20 protein-coding genes are annotated in these 16,631 nt (G+C 63.1%); 8 read left to right on the top strand and 12 right to left on the bottom strand.

Annotation, left to right across the window (positions count from 1 at the left end; translation table 11 throughout):
* Positions 1–40: 40 nt before the first annotated feature.
* Both V474_RS17530 and V474_RS17525 read right to left on the bottom strand, forming a co-directional pair.
* Positions 41–1,816, bottom strand: a complete 1,776-nt coding sequence (locus tag V474_RS17530; protein ID WP_082699852.1) for a hypothetical protein — start codon at positions 1,814–1,816, stop codon at positions 41–43.
* Positions 1,813–2,067: a hypothetical protein gene (locus V474_RS17525; protein ID WP_059152720.1), complete on the bottom strand. Its 255-nt coding sequence runs from the start codon at positions 2,065–2,067 to the stop codon at positions 1,813–1,815. Before V474_RS17525 ends, V474_RS17530 begins: the two co-directional genes overlap by 4 nt.
* A gap of 85 nt (positions 2,068–2,152) precedes the next feature.
* Between V474_RS17525 and V474_RS17520 the strand changes: the two genes are divergently transcribed.
* Complete coding sequence (locus V474_RS17520) at positions 2,153–2,578, top strand: flagellar basal body-associated FliL family protein (protein ID WP_059152719.1); 426 nt, start codon at positions 2,153–2,155, stop codon at positions 2,576–2,578.
* A gap of 65 nt (positions 2,579–2,643) precedes the next feature.
* On the opposite strand, the gene V474_RS17515 is transcribed toward V474_RS17520, so the two are convergent.
* Genes V474_RS17515 through V474_RS17500 form a run of 4 tightly spaced genes read right to left on the bottom strand, consistent with a single transcriptional unit; the run spans position 2,644 to position 5,241 of the window.
* Positions 2,644–3,210 (bottom strand): MotE family protein, encoded by a 567-nt coding sequence (locus V474_RS17515; RefSeq protein WP_059152718.1) that lies wholly within the window; start codon positions 3,208–3,210, stop codon positions 2,644–2,646.
* The gene (locus V474_RS17510; protein ID WP_236711316.1) at positions 3,207–3,719 is read right to left on the bottom strand and encodes a hypothetical protein; all 513 of its coding nucleotides are present in this window, start codon (positions 3,717–3,719) and stop codon (positions 3,207–3,209) included. Before V474_RS17510 ends, V474_RS17515 begins: the two co-directional genes overlap by 4 nt.
* Positions 3,716–4,693: a flagellar motor switch protein FliM gene (gene fliM / locus V474_RS17505; protein ID WP_059152717.1), complete on the bottom strand. Its 978-nt coding sequence runs from the start codon at positions 4,691–4,693 to the stop codon at positions 3,716–3,718. The genes V474_RS17510 and fliM overlap by 4 nt, the downstream gene beginning before the upstream one ends.
* A complete protein-coding gene (locus V474_RS17500) occupies positions 4,690–5,241 on the bottom strand; it encodes a flagellar basal body-associated FliL family protein (protein WP_082699851.1) in 552 nt (183 codons plus the stop codon). Before V474_RS17500 ends, fliM begins: the two co-directional genes overlap by 4 nt.
* A 138-nt stretch (positions 5,242–5,379) precedes the next feature.
* Between V474_RS17500 and V474_RS17495 the strand changes: the two genes are divergently transcribed.
* The 5 genes from V474_RS17495 to V474_RS17475 all read left to right on the top strand — a co-directional run bounded on the left by V474_RS17495 (position 5,380) and on the right by V474_RS17475 (position 9,231).
* Positions 5,380–6,123, top strand: coding sequence for a flagellar hook-basal body complex protein (locus V474_RS17495; RefSeq protein ID WP_059152716.1), 744 nt, complete (start codon positions 5,380–5,382; stop codon positions 6,121–6,123).
* Between the two features lie 47 nt (positions 6,124–6,170).
* The gene (flgG, locus tag V474_RS17490; protein WP_043973866.1) at positions 6,171–6,956 is read left to right on the top strand and encodes a flagellar basal-body rod protein FlgG; all 786 of its coding nucleotides are present in this window, start codon (positions 6,171–6,173) and stop codon (positions 6,954–6,956) included.
* Between the two features lie 4 nt (positions 6,957–6,960).
* Entirely contained in the window at positions 6,961–7,395 is a 435-nt protein-coding gene (flgA, locus tag V474_RS17485; protein WP_059152715.1) for a flagellar basal body P-ring formation chaperone FlgA, read from the top strand.
* A 13-nt stretch (positions 7,396–7,408) separates the two neighbouring features.
* The gene (flgH, locus tag V474_RS17480; RefSeq protein WP_059152714.1) at positions 7,409–8,185 is read left to right on the top strand and encodes a flagellar basal body L-ring protein FlgH; all 777 of its coding nucleotides are present in this window, start codon (positions 7,409–7,411) and stop codon (positions 8,183–8,185) included.
* 164 nt (positions 8,186–8,349) lie between these two features.
* A complete protein-coding gene (locus tag V474_RS17475; RefSeq protein ID WP_059152713.1) occupies positions 8,350–9,231 on the top strand; it encodes a flagellin in 882 nt (293 codons plus the stop codon).
* A gap of 91 nt (positions 9,232–9,322) precedes the next feature.
* Here the strand turns inward: V474_RS17475 and V474_RS25715 are convergent, their stop codons facing one another.
* The 4 genes from V474_RS25715 to V474_RS17460 form a co-directional block, all read right to left on the bottom strand.
* Positions 9,323–9,964 carry a hypothetical protein gene (locus V474_RS25715; RefSeq protein ID WP_148649447.1) on the bottom strand — a complete coding sequence of 214 codons (642 nt, stop codon included), beginning with the start codon at positions 9,962–9,964 and terminating at the stop codon, positions 9,323–9,325.
* 71 nt (positions 9,965–10,035) lie between these two features.
* On the bottom strand, positions 10,036–10,305 hold the full coding sequence (locus V474_RS17470) for a hypothetical protein (RefSeq protein ID WP_059152712.1): 270 nt from the start codon (positions 10,303–10,305) through the stop codon (positions 10,036–10,038).
* Positions 10,306–10,338: 33 nt separating this feature from the next.
* Positions 10,339–10,935 carry a recombinase family protein gene (locus tag V474_RS17465; protein ID WP_082699850.1) on the bottom strand — a complete coding sequence of 199 codons (597 nt, stop codon included), beginning with the start codon at positions 10,933–10,935 and terminating at the stop codon, positions 10,339–10,341.
* A gap of 40 nt (positions 10,936–10,975) precedes the next feature.
* A complete protein-coding gene (locus V474_RS17460; RefSeq protein ID WP_059152710.1) occupies positions 10,976–11,800 on the bottom strand; it encodes an HNH endonuclease in 825 nt (274 codons plus the stop codon).
* 455 nt (positions 11,801–12,255) lie between these two features.
* Between V474_RS17460 and V474_RS25710 the strand changes: the two genes are divergently transcribed.
* Both V474_RS25710 and V474_RS25060 read left to right on the top strand, forming a co-directional pair.
* Positions 12,256–12,771, top strand: coding sequence for a hypothetical protein (locus V474_RS25710; RefSeq protein ID WP_148649446.1), 516 nt, complete (start codon positions 12,256–12,258; stop codon positions 12,769–12,771).
* 144 nt (positions 12,772–12,915) lie between these two features.
* Positions 12,916–13,926 carry a DNA N-6-adenine-methyltransferase gene (locus V474_RS25060; RefSeq protein ID WP_148649445.1) on the top strand — a complete coding sequence of 337 codons (1,011 nt, stop codon included), beginning with the start codon at positions 12,916–12,918 and terminating at the stop codon, positions 13,924–13,926.
* 332 nt (positions 13,927–14,258) lie between these two features.
* Here the strand turns inward: V474_RS25060 and istB are convergent, their stop codons facing one another.
* Together istB and istA are read right to left on the bottom strand one after the other, a co-directional pair.
* Positions 14,259–15,038, bottom strand: a complete 780-nt coding sequence (istB, locus tag V474_RS17455) for an IS21-like element helper ATPase IstB (RefSeq protein WP_059151300.1) — start codon at positions 15,036–15,038, stop codon at positions 14,259–14,261.
* Positions 15,028–16,548: an IS21 family transposase gene (gene istA, locus V474_RS17450; RefSeq protein ID WP_059152939.1), complete on the bottom strand. Its 1,521-nt coding sequence runs from the start codon at positions 16,546–16,548 to the stop codon at positions 15,028–15,030. Before istA ends, istB begins: the two co-directional genes overlap by 11 nt.
* Positions 16,549–16,631: the final 83 nt, after the last annotated feature.

The raw sequence follows: 16,631 nt of genomic DNA, 5'->3' as shown, positions 1-16,631 counted from the left end.
GCATAAGGAGCAGGGGGCATGGGTTCGAATCCATCTTCCCTTAACCCTTTGGCCCCTTGGCCGGCACCTGCTCCAACAAGTCCGCGAATTCGCCCGCCGGACTGGCCGAGGGGATCGCCGCCATCGCCTGCGCCAGCTTTCCGGGATCCGCCGCGCCCGGCGCCCCGGTAAGCATCTCGAAAACTGGCGCCGAGGGCAGCCCCTTGAACACCGCACCGTAGCGTTTGTGCAGCCCGGCAAGGGCATCCTCGCGGCCCAGCATCGCCAGCGAGATCGCGTGGCGCAGCACTTTCGCCTGCGCCACCGTATCGAGCCCGCGGCCATTCGGCAGCGCTCCGGCGGACATTTCGGCGTAGCGCGCCCAGTTGCGCTGTTGCCACAGGATCTCGGCCTGCATCGCCCCGGCGTTCGGCAAGTCCTGCAATACCGCGAGCGCTTCGTCGACGCGGCCGACCTGGGTGAGCGCGGCGGCTTCCACTTTCGCGCGTTCGGCCAGCATCGTATCGGGCAGGTTCGGATCGTTCGTATCACGCAGGGCCTTGAGCGCACGCTCCGGCCGGCCGGCGAGGATGTAGAGGCTGGCCACCCGCGCCGAGAGCGGCCCGCGTGCAAGGTCTCCTGCACGCACGGTCAGCTGATAGGAGAGCAGGTCCGCGGCCCGTTCGAACAGCCCTGCTTGCTGCAGGCGTTCGGCGAGACGGCTGGCCATGAGGTCGCCCTCGGCGCCGGAGGGGGCCAGGTCGCGGTAGTCCCAGTAAAGGCCCGCCGCGCGGTCCAGCGGGAGCTTGCGGGCAGGATCCAGTGCGTCGGAAAGCTTGGCTCGCAGGGACGGAAGGAAGCCCGGCGCCTGTTTGGACGGATCATGATAACGGATCAGCGCTGAACCGGCGGAAAGCGCCGCGGGCAAATCGCCCCGTGCATCGGCAAGGCTGTAGCTGAGCCGCAGTGCGCGCTCCTCGATTGCATCTCCGCGCCATGTGTAGCGGATTGTGTCGAGTTTCTTGAGCGCCGCTTCGGGGCGGATGGTCTTGCGGGCGACTTCGCCTTCCAGTTCGCTGAGCTGTGCGTCCATGCGCTGCTCAGGCGTGCCTGAACGGGCGACGCGGGCAAAGCGCAGGCGGGCATCGTCGACTTTGCCGAGCGCCAGTTGTGCCCGGGCGCGCAGGAGATTGGCGGCGGGATCGCGGTCCGGCAGCCAGGACAGCCAGTGCAGCGCCTTGTCGGGCGCGCCGCCTTCGACCCCGGCGCGTGCGGCGGCAAGGACGAAGGGCGCGGCGCGCGGCTTGGCCAGCGCAGGCCCGGCGCAGGCAAGCTGCTGGAGCGCCTGTTCGGCGAGCCCCGCCTGCGCCAGTGCACGCAGGCGCCACAGGCAGGCTTCGGGATCGGCGCGAAGGCCCGGCATATCCAGCGCGGTCACCGCATCCTCGGCGCGGCCAAGCTGGGTGAGGGCCGCTCCGCGCGCCAGGCGGTAGGCATCGACCATGCCCAGGTCAGGGTCGTCCAGACGCATCACGTCCAGCACGCCGAGGGCCTCGGGCCCCCGCTCGTCCGCGATCAGGCTGCGGGCAAAGTCCCAGCGCACACCCTGCCGCTGGGGCGTGGGAGCGGCGGCGAGGCGCTTCCACGCCTCCGCCTCAGCCATAGGTGCCCATGCCGAAGGACCGGCAAGCGCGGGACGCTGGGCCAGTTCGGCCGCGAAACCGGGCAGGCGCGAGGCGTAATTGGGGGCAGGTTCCGGGGCTGGTTCGGTAACCGCGGACAGCATCACCGCACCAGGCAGCAGAGCGGCGCAGGCAAGCAGGCGCGCGCGGCTCACAGCTGCGCCCCCGCAGCGAAACCTGACAGCACGAACAGCGCGCCGCCGATGGCGCAGCCGGCAAGGAACAGCACCACGCTGCCGACGACCCACAGCGGGCTGCCCCCCTGGCGCGCCGGAGCGGCGGCTATGGCGGATGTCGCCTGATCCCCGTCGTCCTGCGCGATGTCGCTGCGGCGGCGGGCGGGTACGGCCTGCACGGCGCTGGAGTTAACGACCCGCACTTTCGCCGGACGCCGATCGCTGCTCATTGGTACGCGATTCCTTAAGTTTCATCCTATTATAGAAGGGCGGCACGCCTTGCGGACAAGGCGAAGCCTATCTGCGGAGTCCTCGATGCCCTCTTGCGTCCCCTATCGCCGTGCTGCCGCGGTACTGCTGCTGGCGGCGGCGGTGCCGGTTCATGGCGCCAACACCGAGCCGCGCAAGGCCGCCGAAGTGCCTCCAGCCGACGCCAGCTTCGTTGCGATGCAATCGATCGACGCGCCGATCGTCGACGGTGGTCGGGTGGACGGCGTGCTGCACGTCACCATCACGGTACAGGCCAAGTCCGAAGAGGAGGCCGCCGCCCTGACCAAGCGCATCCCCGAACTGCGCGCCGCCGCGCTACCCGCAACGATCGAGTTCGCCCGCCTGCGTGCCTCGCGCTTCGCCCCGGTGGACGTGGAACGCCTTGCCGCAACGATCACTCAGCCGGTCAAGCGGGTGGACGCTACGGTGGACAAGGTTCTGATCGTGAAGGTTTCCGCGACGGAGGCGTGAGGGCGCGGCCCGGTGGGTGCGGGTGATTGGCCGGATCGTATCTAACCCTGCGGCCTGCCTTGGCCCTACTTCGCCGCCTGCTTCGCGCCGCCGACGGCCTTGATCACCTTGCGGCCCGCAAGCGCCATCGACAGTTCCACGGCGCCTGCCGGTGACATGTTGGCCATGATTTGCGCGGTGGCGCGTTCACGCATGCGGGTGGCCACTTCCTTCTGCACTTCGATGTCGAGCTTTTCGAAGATCGGCCCGGCGCGGTTCGGCTTCATCGTCTGGTATATTCGCGCAAGGTTGTCGTAGGGCACCGACGGCGCCCCGGTTCCGCCGGCCGCATCCGCGCCGGCGGGCTTGGCGGCCGCTTCGGCCTGCTGCTGCTTCACCTGCCCGGCAAGGCGCGCCTCTCCCGCGCGGACGGCCTGTTCACGCATTTCCAGCTTGCGCCGGTTCGCCGCCGCCGTGCGATCCCGCTGGGCCGCTGCGTCCTGCAGCGAAGCGCCCAGACGGCTGGTTTCCGGTCCGGCGGCACTGGCGATTTCCGGCGGGGCGGCCAGCGCGATCGCATTGGCGACCGCTGCCACCGCCGCGACGCCCAGCATCAGCCGCGTCGGCCGGGTCAGGGCCTTGAGGCCTATCATGCCACGGCGCTGCCACGCGGAACGTGTGCGGACAGGATGTCGAACACCCTGCTGCTCAGTTCCGTGGTCCGGGCGGAGGCCAGGGCTTCCGCGCTCGCCCGACTGGCTTGCCCGGCAAGGCTTTCCGCAGCCTCGATCTGCGCGGTCCGGGGGCTGCGCGACCTTGCGGCCACTTCTGCGGCCTGGGCCTCGCTGGCGGCGTCCGATATCCTCTCAGCCACCGAATTGCCGATATCGACCATCATCGCCAGTTCTTCACGCAGAGCCTCGGCCGCAGCGGCGCCTTCCGCGCGCGCGGCAACGTCGTTGGCGAGAACGGACCGCAGGTCGTCCAGCACCAGCCGGGCCTGCTGGGTTGCGCGGTCCAGCCGGAATACCGCTTCGCCCAGATTGTTGTCGCGCAAGGTGCGGATGCGGCGGTCCATGCGCACGCTCTGCACCAGCACGCACAGGCACACCGCCACGAGGACAAGGTTGATCGCGGCGGCGGCAGTCAGTCCTGCGGTCATTTCGGATACCCCTTGGATATGTCGGTGGCCATGCGAATGGCGATGTTGCTGGAACGCTGGCCGATATGCGCGCGGCCCAGCGGCACGCCGCCGCAGTGAACATGCAGCGCGTCTTCCGGGCTATGGCTGAGGGCGATGGTCTGTCCCACCACAAGGCTGCGCACTTCGCGCAGGGACATCATTTTTTCGCCCAGCACGACGTCGACGGTGACCTCGGTGTTGTAAAGCTCGCTTGCCATGTGCGCCGACCAGATGTGATCGCGGCCCAGCTTCTCGCCCATGAAGCGCTGGAGCAGCTTGTCGCGAACCGGCTCGATCGTCGCATAGGGTAGCAGGATCGAGAACACACCGCCCCCGCCCTCCATGCTGACGCTGTAGCTGGCGACGGCGGCGGCATTGCTCGGCTCGGCGATGGCGGCGAAGCGCGGGCTCGATTCCATGCGCTCGAGCCCCATCGTGACGGCGGCGATCTCTTCGAAGGCGGAAGCCAGGTCGTCGAGCGCCATCTGCACCACGCGGCTGACCAGGCTCATCTCGATGGTGGTGAAGCTGCGCGCCTCGGCAGGCTGCGTGCGGGTGCCGCCGCGCCCGCCCAGCAAAGCATCGACGATGGCATAGATCAACCCGGCATCGACGGTGACCACGCCGTAGCTTTCCCAGGGTTTCACCTGGAACACGCCGAACAGCGAGGGCAGCGCCATGTTGCCCATGAAATCGCCGAAGCGCACCGAAGTGATCGCCTCCAGGTTCACGTCGATGGCATCGGAGGTGAGGTTGCGCATAGAGGTGGCGAAATTGCGCACCATCCTCTCGCACACCACTTCCAGCATCGGCAGCCTTTCGTGGCTGATGACATTGGATTCCAGCACGGCCTTCAGTCCCCGGCGGGGCACGGTGTCGCCGTCCACCGCGGCAAGGCGGATGGTTTCCGGGCGAGGTGCGGAAGAAGCCGGATCGTCGCGCTCGCCGGTCATTGCTGGATCAGATCCTGGATCAGCACGTCGCGCACCATGCCCGCGCCCAGCGCCTGAGTGGAGCGGCGCAGCATCTCTTCCTTGATTCTGAACACCGCCGCTGCGCCGTTGAGGTCGTCGGGGCGCAGTTCACGCAGGAAGGGCTGCAGCGCATCGAGAATCACCGGCAGGCGCGCCTTGACGGCGTCGGTCTTGCCATCGGCGGCGACGATGATGAAGCGCAGCTTGATGAACTTGGCCTGGGCGCCGCCCCCGCGCAGGTTCACCATCATCGGCGGAACCTCGATATAGGCTGCCGAAGGGTCCGCGTCCGCCGTGCCACCGTGCCCGGAAGTTTCAGCCGGTGCTTCTGCTTCCGTCTCCGGCTTCGCATGCCCGGCGCTGCCCTGCATGTACCACCAGACGCCGCCCGCACCGGCGAGCATCCCGACCACCACGACGGCAATCGCGATCAGACGGCCACGCTTCTTCTTCGCTGCTGCGGCCGCGCCGTCTGCTGTCCCTTCGGACACCTCGACCGGCGCAACGTCGATCACCTCGCTGGACACGTAATCACCCCTGACACCCGGCCATTAAATCTTGCCCGCACATCCGCGCGCACGATTTCATTCCTATATATAGGATTGTTTCCCGGTCGGGTCCCCTTCCCGGCGGGTTATACCGAACTTTTTCGTCAAGGTGCCGCCATGGACGTCTCCTCCTTCGTTCTGCTGAGCCACGAGCAGGCCTTGCGCCGCCAGTTGGACGTGGCCGCGAACAACATGGCGAACGTCTCGACCACGGGGTACAAGCGCGAACAGGCGCTGTTCCACGAATATGTCGAGAACACACAGGACGCGCCCGTCCAGGATGCGCGCAAGACCTCGTTCGTGCTCGACTACGGCGCTGTCCACGACGTTTCGCAAGGCGCCTTCCAGGCTACCGGCAACGCGCTTGACGTGATGATCGACGGGCCGGGCTACCTCAACGTGCAGCTTCCCGACGGTTCCACCGCTTACACTCGCGCCGGCTTCATCAAGGTGCTCGACACCGGGGAACTGGCGACTTCGGGCGGGCAGCGACTGCTCGACGAGAACGGACGGCCGATCAACGTTCCCACAGACCAGGTCGGCAGCCTGACCATCGCGCCGGACGGCTCGGTCATGGCGGGCGAGGAAGCCGTGGGCCGCCTTGCCGTCACCAGCTTCGCGGACGAGAACATGCTGGAGGCGCGCGGCGACGGGGTGCTGACCGGCAGCGGCGGCCAGATGATGACCGCCGCCCAGACCAAGCTGCGCAGCGGGGGCGTCGAAGGCTCCAACGTCGAGGCGATTTCGGAAACCACACACATGGTCGAGATTCTGCGCTCTTACCAGACCAGCCAGCGCCTTTCATCCGACCTTGCCGACATGCGCCGCAATGCCATCGGCCGCCTCAGCAAGCTCACCTGATTCATCTGGACTGACCCTAGCACCCCAACCTTACGAAGGAGTCCCCCATGCGTTCGCTCTCCATCGCCTCGACCGGGATGCTTGCCCAGCAGACCAACGTCGACGTCATCTCGAACAACATCGCCAACATGAACACCACTGGCTTCAAGCGCCAGCGTGCGGAGTTCGAGGACCTGCTCTACCAACAGGTCTCGCGGCCCGGCGCGGCAACCAGCCCGGACGGGACCAAAGTGCCTACCGGCATCCAGATCGGCGCCGGCGTGAAGACCGGCGGCGTCTACCGCATCACCGAACAGGGGGCCCTGACCAGCACCGGCAATGCCTATGACATGGCGATCGACGGCCCCGGCTACTTCCAGGTTTCGCTCCCCTCGGGCGATATCGGCTATACCCGCGCCGGCTCGTTCCAGCTTTCCGACCAGGGCGAACTGGTGACCACCGACGGCTACCGCGTGCAGCCGGACATCACCATCCCGCAGGGCGCGCTCAGCGTCACCGTTTCGAAGACCGGCGAAGTGCAGGTGAAGCTGGCGGGCCAGGCCGAAATGCAGACCGTGGGCCAGCTCGAACTCGCCACCTTCATCAACGAGGCGGGCCTTGAGGCCATCGGCTCCAACCTGTTCCTGGAAAGCGGCGCTTCGGGCCAGCCCAATGTCTCCACCCCCGGCCAGCCCGCATTCGGCACCCTGAGCCAGGGCTTTATCGAGGCTTCCAACGTCAACCCGGTGTCGGAAATCACCTCGCTCATCACCGCCCAGCGCGCGTATGAGATGAACAGCCGCGTCCTCAAGACCGCAGACGAGATGCTGCAGACCTCGACCCAGACGGTCTGACGCAATGCTTGCCGCCCTGCTCCTTGCCGTCGCCGCCGCGACGACGCCCGCACCCGGGACCGAGTTCGCGCCGGTTCTGGCGCGTGCGGTAGAGCGGGGCGAAGTCCTCGCGAAAGCCGATTTCGAAACCGCGCGGGTGCTGCCCGCCGTTGCCCGCAATGCGCTCAGCCCGGCCGAGGCGGCAGGCCAGGAAACCACCCGCCGCCTGAACGCGGGCGCGCCGGTAAGGGCGAGCGACCTCACTTCCGCGCGGGTCGTGCGCCGGGGCGAGACGGTGACGATCTCCCTCGTTTCGGGCGGCCTGCGGATCACTGCGCCCGGCCGCGCGCTGAGCGATGCTGGCCGGGGCGACCTGGTGCGCGTGATGAGCCTTGCCACGAACCGCACGCTGGAGGGGGTCGCCCTGGCCGCCGGCGAAGTGCGCGTACAGGCGCCCTGAGGAAATGCTGCCAATGAAGTCCCGTTTCGCCGGATTTACCTGCCTTCTGGCATCGGCTTCGCTGCTGGCCGGCTGCGGCTCGGTTGGCCGCCTCAAGAACGTGGGCAAGGCGCCGAAGCTGACCGAGGCGGGCGAGCCTGTCGCCCCGCGCCTCGAACCCTCGCTCGGCAACCATTCCGTGGCGGGCCGCACGGCCGACGGCGGCGATCCGCAGGCGGAAGAGGCCGCGCGGGGTGCCTCGCTATTCCGTACCGGCGGCGGCGCCTTCTTCCGCGACCAGCGCGCCTCGCGGGTGGGCGATATCGTCACGATCCGCATCAACATCGCTGACAACGCGCAGGTCGCCAACACCACCACCCGCACCCGCAACGGTAGCGAAAGCAGCGGTATCGCCGCGCTGCTCGGGCTGGAAAGCCAGATCAGCAAAGTGCTGCCGGGCAACCCAGATCCCGCCAATCTTGCCAGCACCAATTCGAAATCGAGCGCAGTGGGCGCGGGCAACACCTCGCGTTCGGAACAGATCAACATGACCGTCGCCGCCACCGTCACCGGCGTCTTGCCCAACGGGAACCTGGCGATCCGCGGCAAGCAGGAAGTGCGGGTCAACTTCGAGCTGCGCGAACTGGTCGTCTCGGGCGTGATCCGCCCCGAGGACATCGCCCGCGACAACTCCATCCGCCACAGCCAGATCGCCGAAGCGCGCATCAGCTACGGCGGACGCGGCCAGCTTACGGACGCCCAGCAAGCCCGCTGGGGCCAGCAGATCTACGACGCCCTGTTCCCGTTCTGAGTCCTTTCGGTGTCGCACCCGAAGCTAATTTTTCAAGGATAAAACCGCCGCGCCAAGACTCCTCCTAGAATGATCATGCACCCGTCTTTTTCGGGACCGCACGGACGACAGCGTTTCTGTCGCCGGACCGCAGAATCGGTCTGTAACCTAGAAGGAAACTTGAAATGGCGTTTTCGGTAAACACCAATGCTGGTGCCATGGCTGCTCTCCAGAGCCTGAACAGCACCAACCGTTCGATGGAAACCACCCAGAGCCGTATCACCACGGGTCTGAACGTGGCGTCCACGAAGGACGACTCGGCGAAGTACACCGTCGCCCAGACGCTCCGCGGCGACCTCGGCAAGTTGAATGCTGTCACCAGCTCGCTCAACAATGCCAAGAGCGTCACGGATGTGGCCGTCGCCGGCGCAGAACAGATCTCTGACCTCCTCAACCAGATGAAGTCGAAGACTCTCGAAGCATCGGACGCCGGTCTCGACGTCGAAAGCCGCACCGCGATCTCGAAAGATCTCGCTTCTTTGAAGAAGCAGATCAGCACGGTCATCGATGGTTCGGACTTCAACGGCGTCAATCTGCTGAAGGGTGCCGGAGCGGCCGACACAACTGCGGGTAAAGTCACCGCATTGCAGTCGATCGCGACGGACGAGACCACCGGAAAAGCGCCGGTTCTCGAAATCAACAATCAGGGTTTCAGCACCATGCTCGAAACCCTGCCCACTGACGATTTCGCGAGCCTTGCCGGAACGGATTCCGTCGTAGCGGCAGGTGCAGCAGATGCCCTTACCGTCGTTCTCGACAAGTTCTTTAACGACGTAAAGGGTAGCCTCAGCGTTCTGGGCGCGGGTTCGCGCCAGATCGAGGGCCAGCTTGCCTTCAACAGCAACCTGACTGACGTGGTGACGAGCGGCATCGGCAACCTCGTCGATGCAGACCTCGCCAAGGAGTCCGCGAGCCTTCAGGCCCTTCAGGTCCAGCAGCAGCTGGGCGTGCAGGCCCTGTCGATCGCCAACCAGGCACCGCAGACGCTCCTGTCGCTCTTCCAGTAAGCGGAACGAACGACTTGCCTTTCCGGCTTGCCGGAAGGGAATTTCGGATGGGCCGGGACGACTTGTTCGTCCCGGCCTTTCTTTATGGTGATCAGCGCGCAGCGCAGCTGGGCCGCCATCGCCCTCTCGCCGGTAGCAATCCGCGCGCGCCGCTATCGGACGTCACGTAATCGGGAATTACGCCGAAAGCAAAAAGGCTGGTGCGATCACACGGGAAAATACCGCTGACGCTATCGCCAAAAACGCAGTTAGCGACTGCGAAATCGATTAATGTGGAGAAAGCAGCCCGGGTTGAAAAACGCTCCGGCTGAATTCGCATGTCACTCAAGTGACAAGGAAAATCTCTGGATGCCCCGCGAGGAGGCAGACCGGCCTGATCGATGGCATTTTCGACGAGTGCCGTTGAGCGGTTGGAGCGGGTAGCGGGAGACTGCCAGACCTCTGAACCGGGGCCGGGGCTACAGCGCTGATCCAGCGCAATTTCTTCTGTAGCCGGGTTCGGGACCGATAGCGGGAACGGCACCAGTGCCATATTCTCGGACGATATCCTGGCCTGCGCGGTAGCGAGGACTGGCTCGAGGTGGCTGGATATTTCGTCGAGGCTCATCCCTGCCTGGTGGGCAGCCCGTAGGTGATCGATGATGATGGCGAGGCGGCCCTGGTCATCGTGGAGGGTGTCTTCGCGGGAGCCCGTTTCGGGCGATGCAGGCGTGTTGATGACGACGTTCTCCAATGTCAGGCGCGTTGGCGCCGAGGATACCGGTATCGTGGGGAGGACGGCCTGGTGAGCGATCGAGATGAACGTTAGTGGATCGTGGTCCAACCAGAGGTGTCATCGTCGAGGAACGTCTCCATGCCCTCGGTCTCGACCGCCCGGAGGAACGCTTTGAAGGCCGCAGCGTCGGTATCGAAGGGTTCTTCCCAGACCGTGGATGTACCCTCCGCGTTGACTACCTCCAGCGTCCAGCCTGCATCCCCGCCGATTTTAAAAATCGCGACCTGCACGGTGATCGCGTGTCGGGTGACGGTTTTCGACAGCGGCGATTCGATGATGGGCGGATCGATGTCGGCCATGACGGTCTCCAGGATAGACGAAGACGATATAGGTCAGGCCGCTTGCGAGGTCATCTGCTGCTTGAGCCGGTGAACGGTTCCGATGCCGACGCGCAGCTTCTTGGCGGTCGCGTTGATGCTAACCCCCCGGCCGAGAGATCGCTTGATCCGTTCGACCTTGTCGGGGTCGAGGGCGGGGCGACCGCTCTTCTTGTCCGAACGGGCAAGGCCTGCGCGGACGCGTTCGGAGATCATGGCTCTTTCGAACTCGGAGAAGACGCCAAGCATCTGGAACATCGCGCGCCCAGACGGGGTGCTGGTGTCGAGGGCCTGCACATGGAGATAGAGATCGACGCCGCGCGCGTTCATGTCGCCCAGCATGGAGATCAGGTGCTGGAGAGACCGCCCTAGACGGCAGACCGACCATGCGGCCACCATGTCGAACTCGCGCCGGGTGATGGCCTTCAACATCGCGTCGAGGCCGGGGCGCTTGTCTCGGCCGCGTGCACCGCTGATGCCTTCGTCGGTGAAGTGCTCGACGATTTCCCAGCCCATCCGCTCGGCGGCAGCGTGGAGTTCCCGAAGCTGGTTCTCCGTGGTCTGCTTCCCATCGTTGGTCGAAACCCTGGTGTAAATGGCAACGCGCTTCATGCTGGGATTATATCCCGAACACATCGATTTTGGCAATAAATCAGAGGCTTTCAATCGTTTCTGGCGATTTGCATCGAGCGGCCGCGTCAGCCCACCTTTCGTTCAGTGCTTCCCGGCTTGGGCGATCTTCCTCACGCTTCGGATGGTTCGTGATCTCATGAGGTATGCCCAGGTTCGTTCGAACGCCATCGGGTACCCAGATACGGTAGTCGCCATCGATCCGAAGGATATCCAGGTCGAACCGGGTGTGGATGTCCGCGCGCAGCAGCAGGCCGTTCTGCACATGGTTCGTCTGGCCGTCTCGGGCAGGCATTATATGTGCGGCCTGGAGAATTTCCTCGATCGTGCAGCCGGTGATGGCGCAGCGGCCACCGTATGCTTGCAGCAGATCGTCTCGGAACCGGGACTGGCCCTGTCGGACGGCGACCAGGCGCTCGATTTTCTTCCGCGCGTCCGTCTTGTCCTTAGGATCGAACGGTTCGGTATCCTGGGCCGGAGACGTGCGGTGATCTCTCGGCACGTACTTCCACTCACCGGAGAAATCCACGTCGTCGGGATACTTCCAAAGGACGGCAGGCATGCCCTGCCTTGTCTCATCGGCGAACCGCAGGCGCGTGCAGCCCACCATGAAGCCATGAGCGATGTTGCTGTCCGCATGATCCCCGGCATAATCGATATCGACGATGTTGCCTTGCACCGTGATGGAACAGCGGACCTTCGCCTGCCATGCGCTGTCTTTGCCGATGACGATGTGCTGGCGGAACTCGCTGATGCCGTCATGGCGGAACCAATAGCGCGGGATCAGGTCGGTGGTTCCTTCGGCAGGATCGGCATCAGCCCATTTGATCGCGAGCATGTCCGTCATAGCTAACCCCCTTGTACTCGCAGCGGGATCGCATCGGACATCGGTCGGGGCAAGGACGTTCCAATTCCAACCGGTTGTGGAATGGCCGGTTCCTGCTTATCGATATGGCCGTTTTCCGTACCTTTCGAGAGGCACGGTGCAGCAGGGTTTATGGAATGCTCACTGTACGTAATGGCATAGGCGCAGCCTTGGCTTCGAACGCGCGGAACATCTTCACCCAGATCGTCCAGCGGTCACATCAGGATTGGGCGCGGAGATGATCACGAACATCGCATCCGCGTCATCCCAACTGTCTTGGCAAGAACTTCCAGGACGGATCATGATGAAAGAGAAGAAAGGGAAAGATGGCGTCCGCCCAGCAGAGAAATGACGCCTTTTGGATCATGACAAAATGATCTTTACCCAGTCTAATCAGTGGCCTAGACGATGCGCCTCATCACAAGGGGGCAATTTTTATGATCGAACTTTCACCGAAAGCGAAAATTCGTCTCGGCACATTTTTAGCAGTATCTGTGACATCATTATTTATGGTCGAAATGTTAGGGCTAACATTCGGCGCAATGATGGCGGGTTTCTTATTTCTTTTAGCAGTGGTTTTTCGGTTTACGACTGCAGCAAAAATCATACAAGATTATTATTCTAGTAATAGCTTCATAAATCACATTTTCGCACAGGTAAATCAGAAAAAACTGGCGCGATATATTTTTATCGCAAGCGCGATTATGGGCACAAGCACAATCCTCGCCTACAAAACGAACGAAAGTAGGGAAGAAAAAGCTAGAGAGCTATTAATGCGAAATGCTCAGATGGAGCGTGACGCCGCTGCAAAAAAGCAAGCCTATGATAACAGTGAATACGGGAAATTTATGAATAGCTGCATCGGATTAGTCGTCGCAACGACCCAAGGAAGCAGTGCAGGCGAAATTTGTGAAAATAAAGCGTCGATGATGGGGCTATCGTCAGGCAATTGAATATCATAAAATCGAAAATTCAAAGTCGAGGCACTGTAGCGGATCTAAAACGCCTACGATTGCTGCTGCCTAAAGGACCGATAATAGAAAGCGCTTCTTCGATCTCAACAGGATTCATTCCGCATCCATAGGTGGCCTGTTGATGTGAGCCAAGACCGTCGAAGAGCGCAACATGCGTGTTTATGGTCGAACATCGCGGTCCAGTTTGATTTTCCGCTGGCGTATGGCCAAAGAACGCGCGAAAATTTTCGCAGGATTTTGATGCAGATTGGCAAAGCGATAAGAGATGCCAGGAAGGCTGCCGGTCTTTCCCAGCATCAGGCCTCAGCCCTGGCAGGGGTTTCCGCCCGTGCACTCTGGACTTTGGAGAAAGGGGGCGGGGCAATCGAGACCTTCCACCTTGTAACAAAGGTACTCGATTTCCGGATCGCTGGCCTTCCGCGTGGATCGAGTTTGGCGCAACGCCTGCGTCTGGCACGCAAGAAAAGACGGTGGCCACAAGCAGAGGTCGCACGTCGCGCAAATTTGACGGCAGCTACTGTCCGAGCATTGGAGGCGGGCGGCGGTTCGGTTGCCAGTCTAGGTGCTGTAATGTCAGTACTCGCGCCAACTGCCCGGGGACGAAAGCCTGAACGCGCGGCATGGGCGGAAGGGAGCCGTGATGAACGGTTTACGCCTCGGCATTTTCTCAAGCTGATCGAGGACTCATTCGGCGCCATCGCGATTGATCCCTGCAGCCATCCGAATTCTAACGTGGTCGCTGAGCGCCACATCATGATTGAAGAGAATGGTTTAAGCACGCGATGGTCTGGACGGCTGGCGTACGTAAACCCGCCGTTCTCGGCGGCAGCGGCCTGGATTGAACGCTGCCATCAGGCTTGGCTGAATGGTGAAGTCGAGACGGTCGTGCTGCTCTGTCCGGCACGGACGCACATCCGCGCTTACAGCAATTTTGTGCATGGAGTCGCCGACACGATTTTCCTGGCAGGACGCCTGCAATTCGATAACGCCGAGAGGGGGGCGGGATTCCCGCTGGGTCTCATGGTCGCTGTATGGGGTGGTTCAAAAGAGCAGATTGCTTATCTACTCTCCAGAATCGAAGGGGCGCACGTTTCAGGAAAGTCCACGCGCTTCGCAGGAATGGCAGAAGCCTGACCTCCTACGGTCGAAGGTGCTTGCCTGGGCGCGCATCTCCGACCGCAACGACTACAGCCTCACCAGTCAATCGCCGAACGGCTCCATCGGCGCAGAGCCTGGAGTTCAGGTTTGCCGTCGAAACGAGGGCGGTGATCCAGCACCCCATTCTCCCGCACAAAGTCACGCGCCTGACCATCCAGCGTTGCAGATACCGGCCGATTGCGAGTGGCATAGACTCCGCTCAGAAACCAACGCTCACGGTGTTGATTGCCACTGAGATGTGACCCGGGATTACCGTCGAGAATTGACCCGGGTGGGTATTAGTTATGTGCTGCCGTTGACGGGCAGGTTCAAGATGCTGGCTTCTCCTTTCTGGCCTTGGGCGCAGCGGTGCTGGCGCGGAAGCGGAAGCTGTCGTTCCCGGTTTCCAGGATGTGGCAGTGATGGGTGAGGCGATCGAGTAACGCGGTGGTCATCTTGGCGTCGCCGAACACGCCGGACCATTCGCTGAAGCTCAGGTTGGTAGTAATGACGACGCTGGTGCGCTCGTACAGCTTGCTGAGTAGATGGAAGAGCATGGCCCCTCCTGATGGGCTGAAGGGCAGATAGCCCAGCTCATCGAGGATGAGGAGGTCGAGACGCAGCAAACGTTCGGCCAGTTGGCCGGAACGGTTCGCCGTCTTCTCCTGCTCAAGCGCGTTGACCAGATCGACCGTGGAGAAGAAGCGGACCTTCTTGCGGTGATGCTCGACGGCCTGGACGCCCAGGGCAGTGGCGATATGGCTTTTGCCGGTACCGGGTCCGCCAATCAACACGACGTTGTCGGCGTTTTCCATGAAGTCGCCCTGGTGGAGTTGGCGCACGAGTGGCTCGTTGATCTCGCTGGCGGCAAAGTCGTAGCCTGCCAGGTCTTTGTAAGCTGGGAAGCGGGCCGCCTTGATCTGATAAGATATGGACCTGACCTCCCGCTCGGCCATCTCGGCCTTCAGCAGCTGCGACAGCATTGGCACGGAAGCGTCGAAGGCCGGCGCGCCCTGTTCGATCAGGTCGCCGGCGGCCTGGGCCATGCCAAACATCTTGAGGCCGCGCAGCATGACAACGACCGCGGCGCTGGCAGGGTCATGACGCATGGCGAATCTCCCTGAGTGTATCGTAGCGATCGACATTGGCCCTGGGCTCCTGCGTCAGGCGCAAGGCCTGAGGCGCATCAATCGGCGCTGCCGGCGGCGCCTTGCCGTCAATAAGGCGATGCAGCACGTTGAGAACGTGGGTCTTGGTGGCGACGCCTGCTTCCAGAGCCAACTCGACTGCATGCAAGACGGCCTGCTCGTCGTGATGCAGAACGAGAGACAGGATCTCGACCATCTCCCTGTCGCCACCTGGGCGCTTAAGGAGATGGCCCTGTAATTGCCGGAAGGCTTCGGGCATCTCGAGGAAGGGGGCACCATTACGCAAAGCGCCGGGCTTGCGTTGGACCACCGCCAGATAATGCCGCCAGTCATAGATTGTGCGTCCCGGCTTGTGATGGGAGCGGTCGATGAGCCGGGCATGTTCGCACACGATCTGGCCTTCGGCAGCAATGACCAGGCGATCCGGATAGACCCGGAGGCTGACCGGCCGGTTCGCGAAGGATGCCGGAACGGAATAGCGGTTGCGGTCGAAGGCGATGAGGCAGGTTGGCGACACGCGCTTGGTCTGCTCGACAAAACCATCGAAGGGCCTGCCCAGCGGCATCAGGCAGGAAGCTTCCTCAGCATGCGCATCGGCTACGGTGCCGGGCATGACACCATGTTGGATCTCGCCCCATTGGGCGATGCATCGCTCTTCCAGCCAGGCGTTCAGCTCGGCCAGGCCAGGGAAGCTNGGCATCGGTTGCCACAACCGGCGCCGNGCGTCCTGGACGTTCTTCTCGACCTGNCCNTTCTCCCAGCCTGAGGCCGGATTGCAGAAATCGGNCTCNAACAGATAGTGGCTGGCCATGGCGGCAAACCTTGCGTTGACCTGCCGTGCCTTCCCNGTCCCGATCTTGTCGACNGCGGTNCNCATATTGTCNAAGATCCCGCGCTGGGGCACGCCGCCCAGCACCCGGAACGCCTGNGTNAGCGCGTCNAACAGCATCTCATGGGTCTGGAGCAGATAGGCTCGCACGATGAAGGCNCGGCTATGNGCCAGCTTGGTATGGGCGACCTGCAGCTTCGTNGGCTTGCCGCCCAGCANGGCATAATCCTCNCTCCAGTCGAACTGGAACGCCTCGCCGGGCTGAAAGACCAAGGGTACGAATGTNCCACGCCCGCTGGTCTGCTGCTCATACTGNAGCTNGGTCCGCCATCGTCGGGCAAACGCCGCAACCCGGTTATAAGAACCGTCGTACCCNAGCTTCACCAGATCGGNGTACANCTGCTTGGCGGTCCGCTTCTGTTTGCGGGGTTTCTTGGATTCCACCCGCAGCCANGCGGTCAGCTTCTCGGCNAAAGGGTCGAGTTTGCTCGGCCGAACCGGGACTTTGAAGCTGGGCTCAACAGCATCGGAACGCAGATATTTGCGGATGGTGTTGCGGGATAGGCCGGTCCGCCGCTTGATCTCCCGAATGGAGATCTCCTGCCGGAAATGCCACCGGCGGATCACACTGAGTAAGTCCATGTCGATCACTCCGAGACCCTCCGACTGGCAGCCGGAGGGGAGGAAAACATGGGTCAATTCTCAATGGTAATTTATAGGCGCCC

The sequence above is a fragment of the Novosphingobium barchaimii LL02 genome, assembly GCF_001046635.1.
Taxonomy (GTDB): Bacteria; Pseudomonadota; Alphaproteobacteria; order Sphingomonadales; family Sphingomonadaceae; genus Novosphingobium; species Novosphingobium barchaimii.
The sequence above is the reverse complement of the archived record's forward strand: the minus strand, read 5'-3'. Positions and strand labels throughout refer to the sequence as shown.

Excerpts from the sequence above, each read along its gene's own strand:
- V474_RS17525 (WP_059152720.1), bottom strand. The coding sequence starts at position 2,067 with ATGAGCAGCGATCGGCGTCCGGCGAAAGTGCGGGTCGTTAACTCCAGC.
- V474_RS17520 (WP_059152719.1), top strand. The coding sequence starts at position 2,153 with ATGCCCTCTTGCGTCCCCTATCGCCGTGCTGCCGCGGTACTGCTGCTG.
- V474_RS17515 (WP_059152718.1), bottom strand. The coding sequence starts at position 3,210 with ATGATAGGCCTCAAGGCCCTGACCCGGCCGACGCGGCTGATGCTGGGC.
- V474_RS17510 (WP_236711316.1), bottom strand. The coding sequence starts at position 3,719 with ATGACCGCAGGACTGACTGCCGCCGCCGCGATCAACCTTGTCCTCGTG.
- fliM (WP_059152717.1), bottom strand. The coding sequence starts at position 4,693 with ATGACCGGCGAGCGCGACGATCCGGCTTCTTCCGCACCTCGCCCGGAA.
- V474_RS17495 (WP_059152716.1), top strand. The coding sequence starts at position 5,380 with ATGGACGTCTCCTCCTTCGTTCTGCTGAGCCACGAGCAGGCCTTGCGC.
- flgG (WP_043973866.1), top strand. The coding sequence starts at position 6,171 with ATGCGTTCGCTCTCCATCGCCTCGACCGGGATGCTTGCCCAGCAGACC.
- flgA (WP_059152715.1), top strand. The coding sequence starts at position 6,961 with ATGCTTGCCGCCCTGCTCCTTGCCGTCGCCGCCGCGACGACGCCCGCA.
- flgH (WP_059152714.1), top strand. The coding sequence starts at position 7,409 with ATGAAGTCCCGTTTCGCCGGATTTACCTGCCTTCTGGCATCGGCTTCG.
- V474_RS17475 (WP_059152713.1), top strand. The coding sequence starts at position 8,350 with ATGGCGTTTTCGGTAAACACCAATGCTGGTGCCATGGCTGCTCTCCAG.
- V474_RS17470 (WP_059152712.1), bottom strand. The coding sequence starts at position 10,305 with ATGGCCGACATCGATCCGCCCATCATCGAATCGCCGCTGTCGAAAACC.
- V474_RS17465 (WP_082699850.1), bottom strand. The coding sequence starts at position 10,935 with ATGAAGCGCGTTGCCATTTACACCAGGGTTTCGACCAACGATGGGAAG.
- V474_RS17460 (WP_059152710.1), bottom strand. The coding sequence starts at position 11,800 with ATGACGGACATGCTCGCGATCAAATGGGCTGATGCCGATCCTGCCGAA.
- V474_RS25710 (WP_148649446.1), top strand. The coding sequence starts at position 12,256 with ATGATCGAACTTTCACCGAAAGCGAAAATTCGTCTCGGCACATTTTTA.
- istB (WP_059151300.1), bottom strand. The coding sequence starts at position 15,038 with ATGCGTCATGACCCTGCCAGCGCCGCGGTCGTTGTCATGCTGCGCGGC.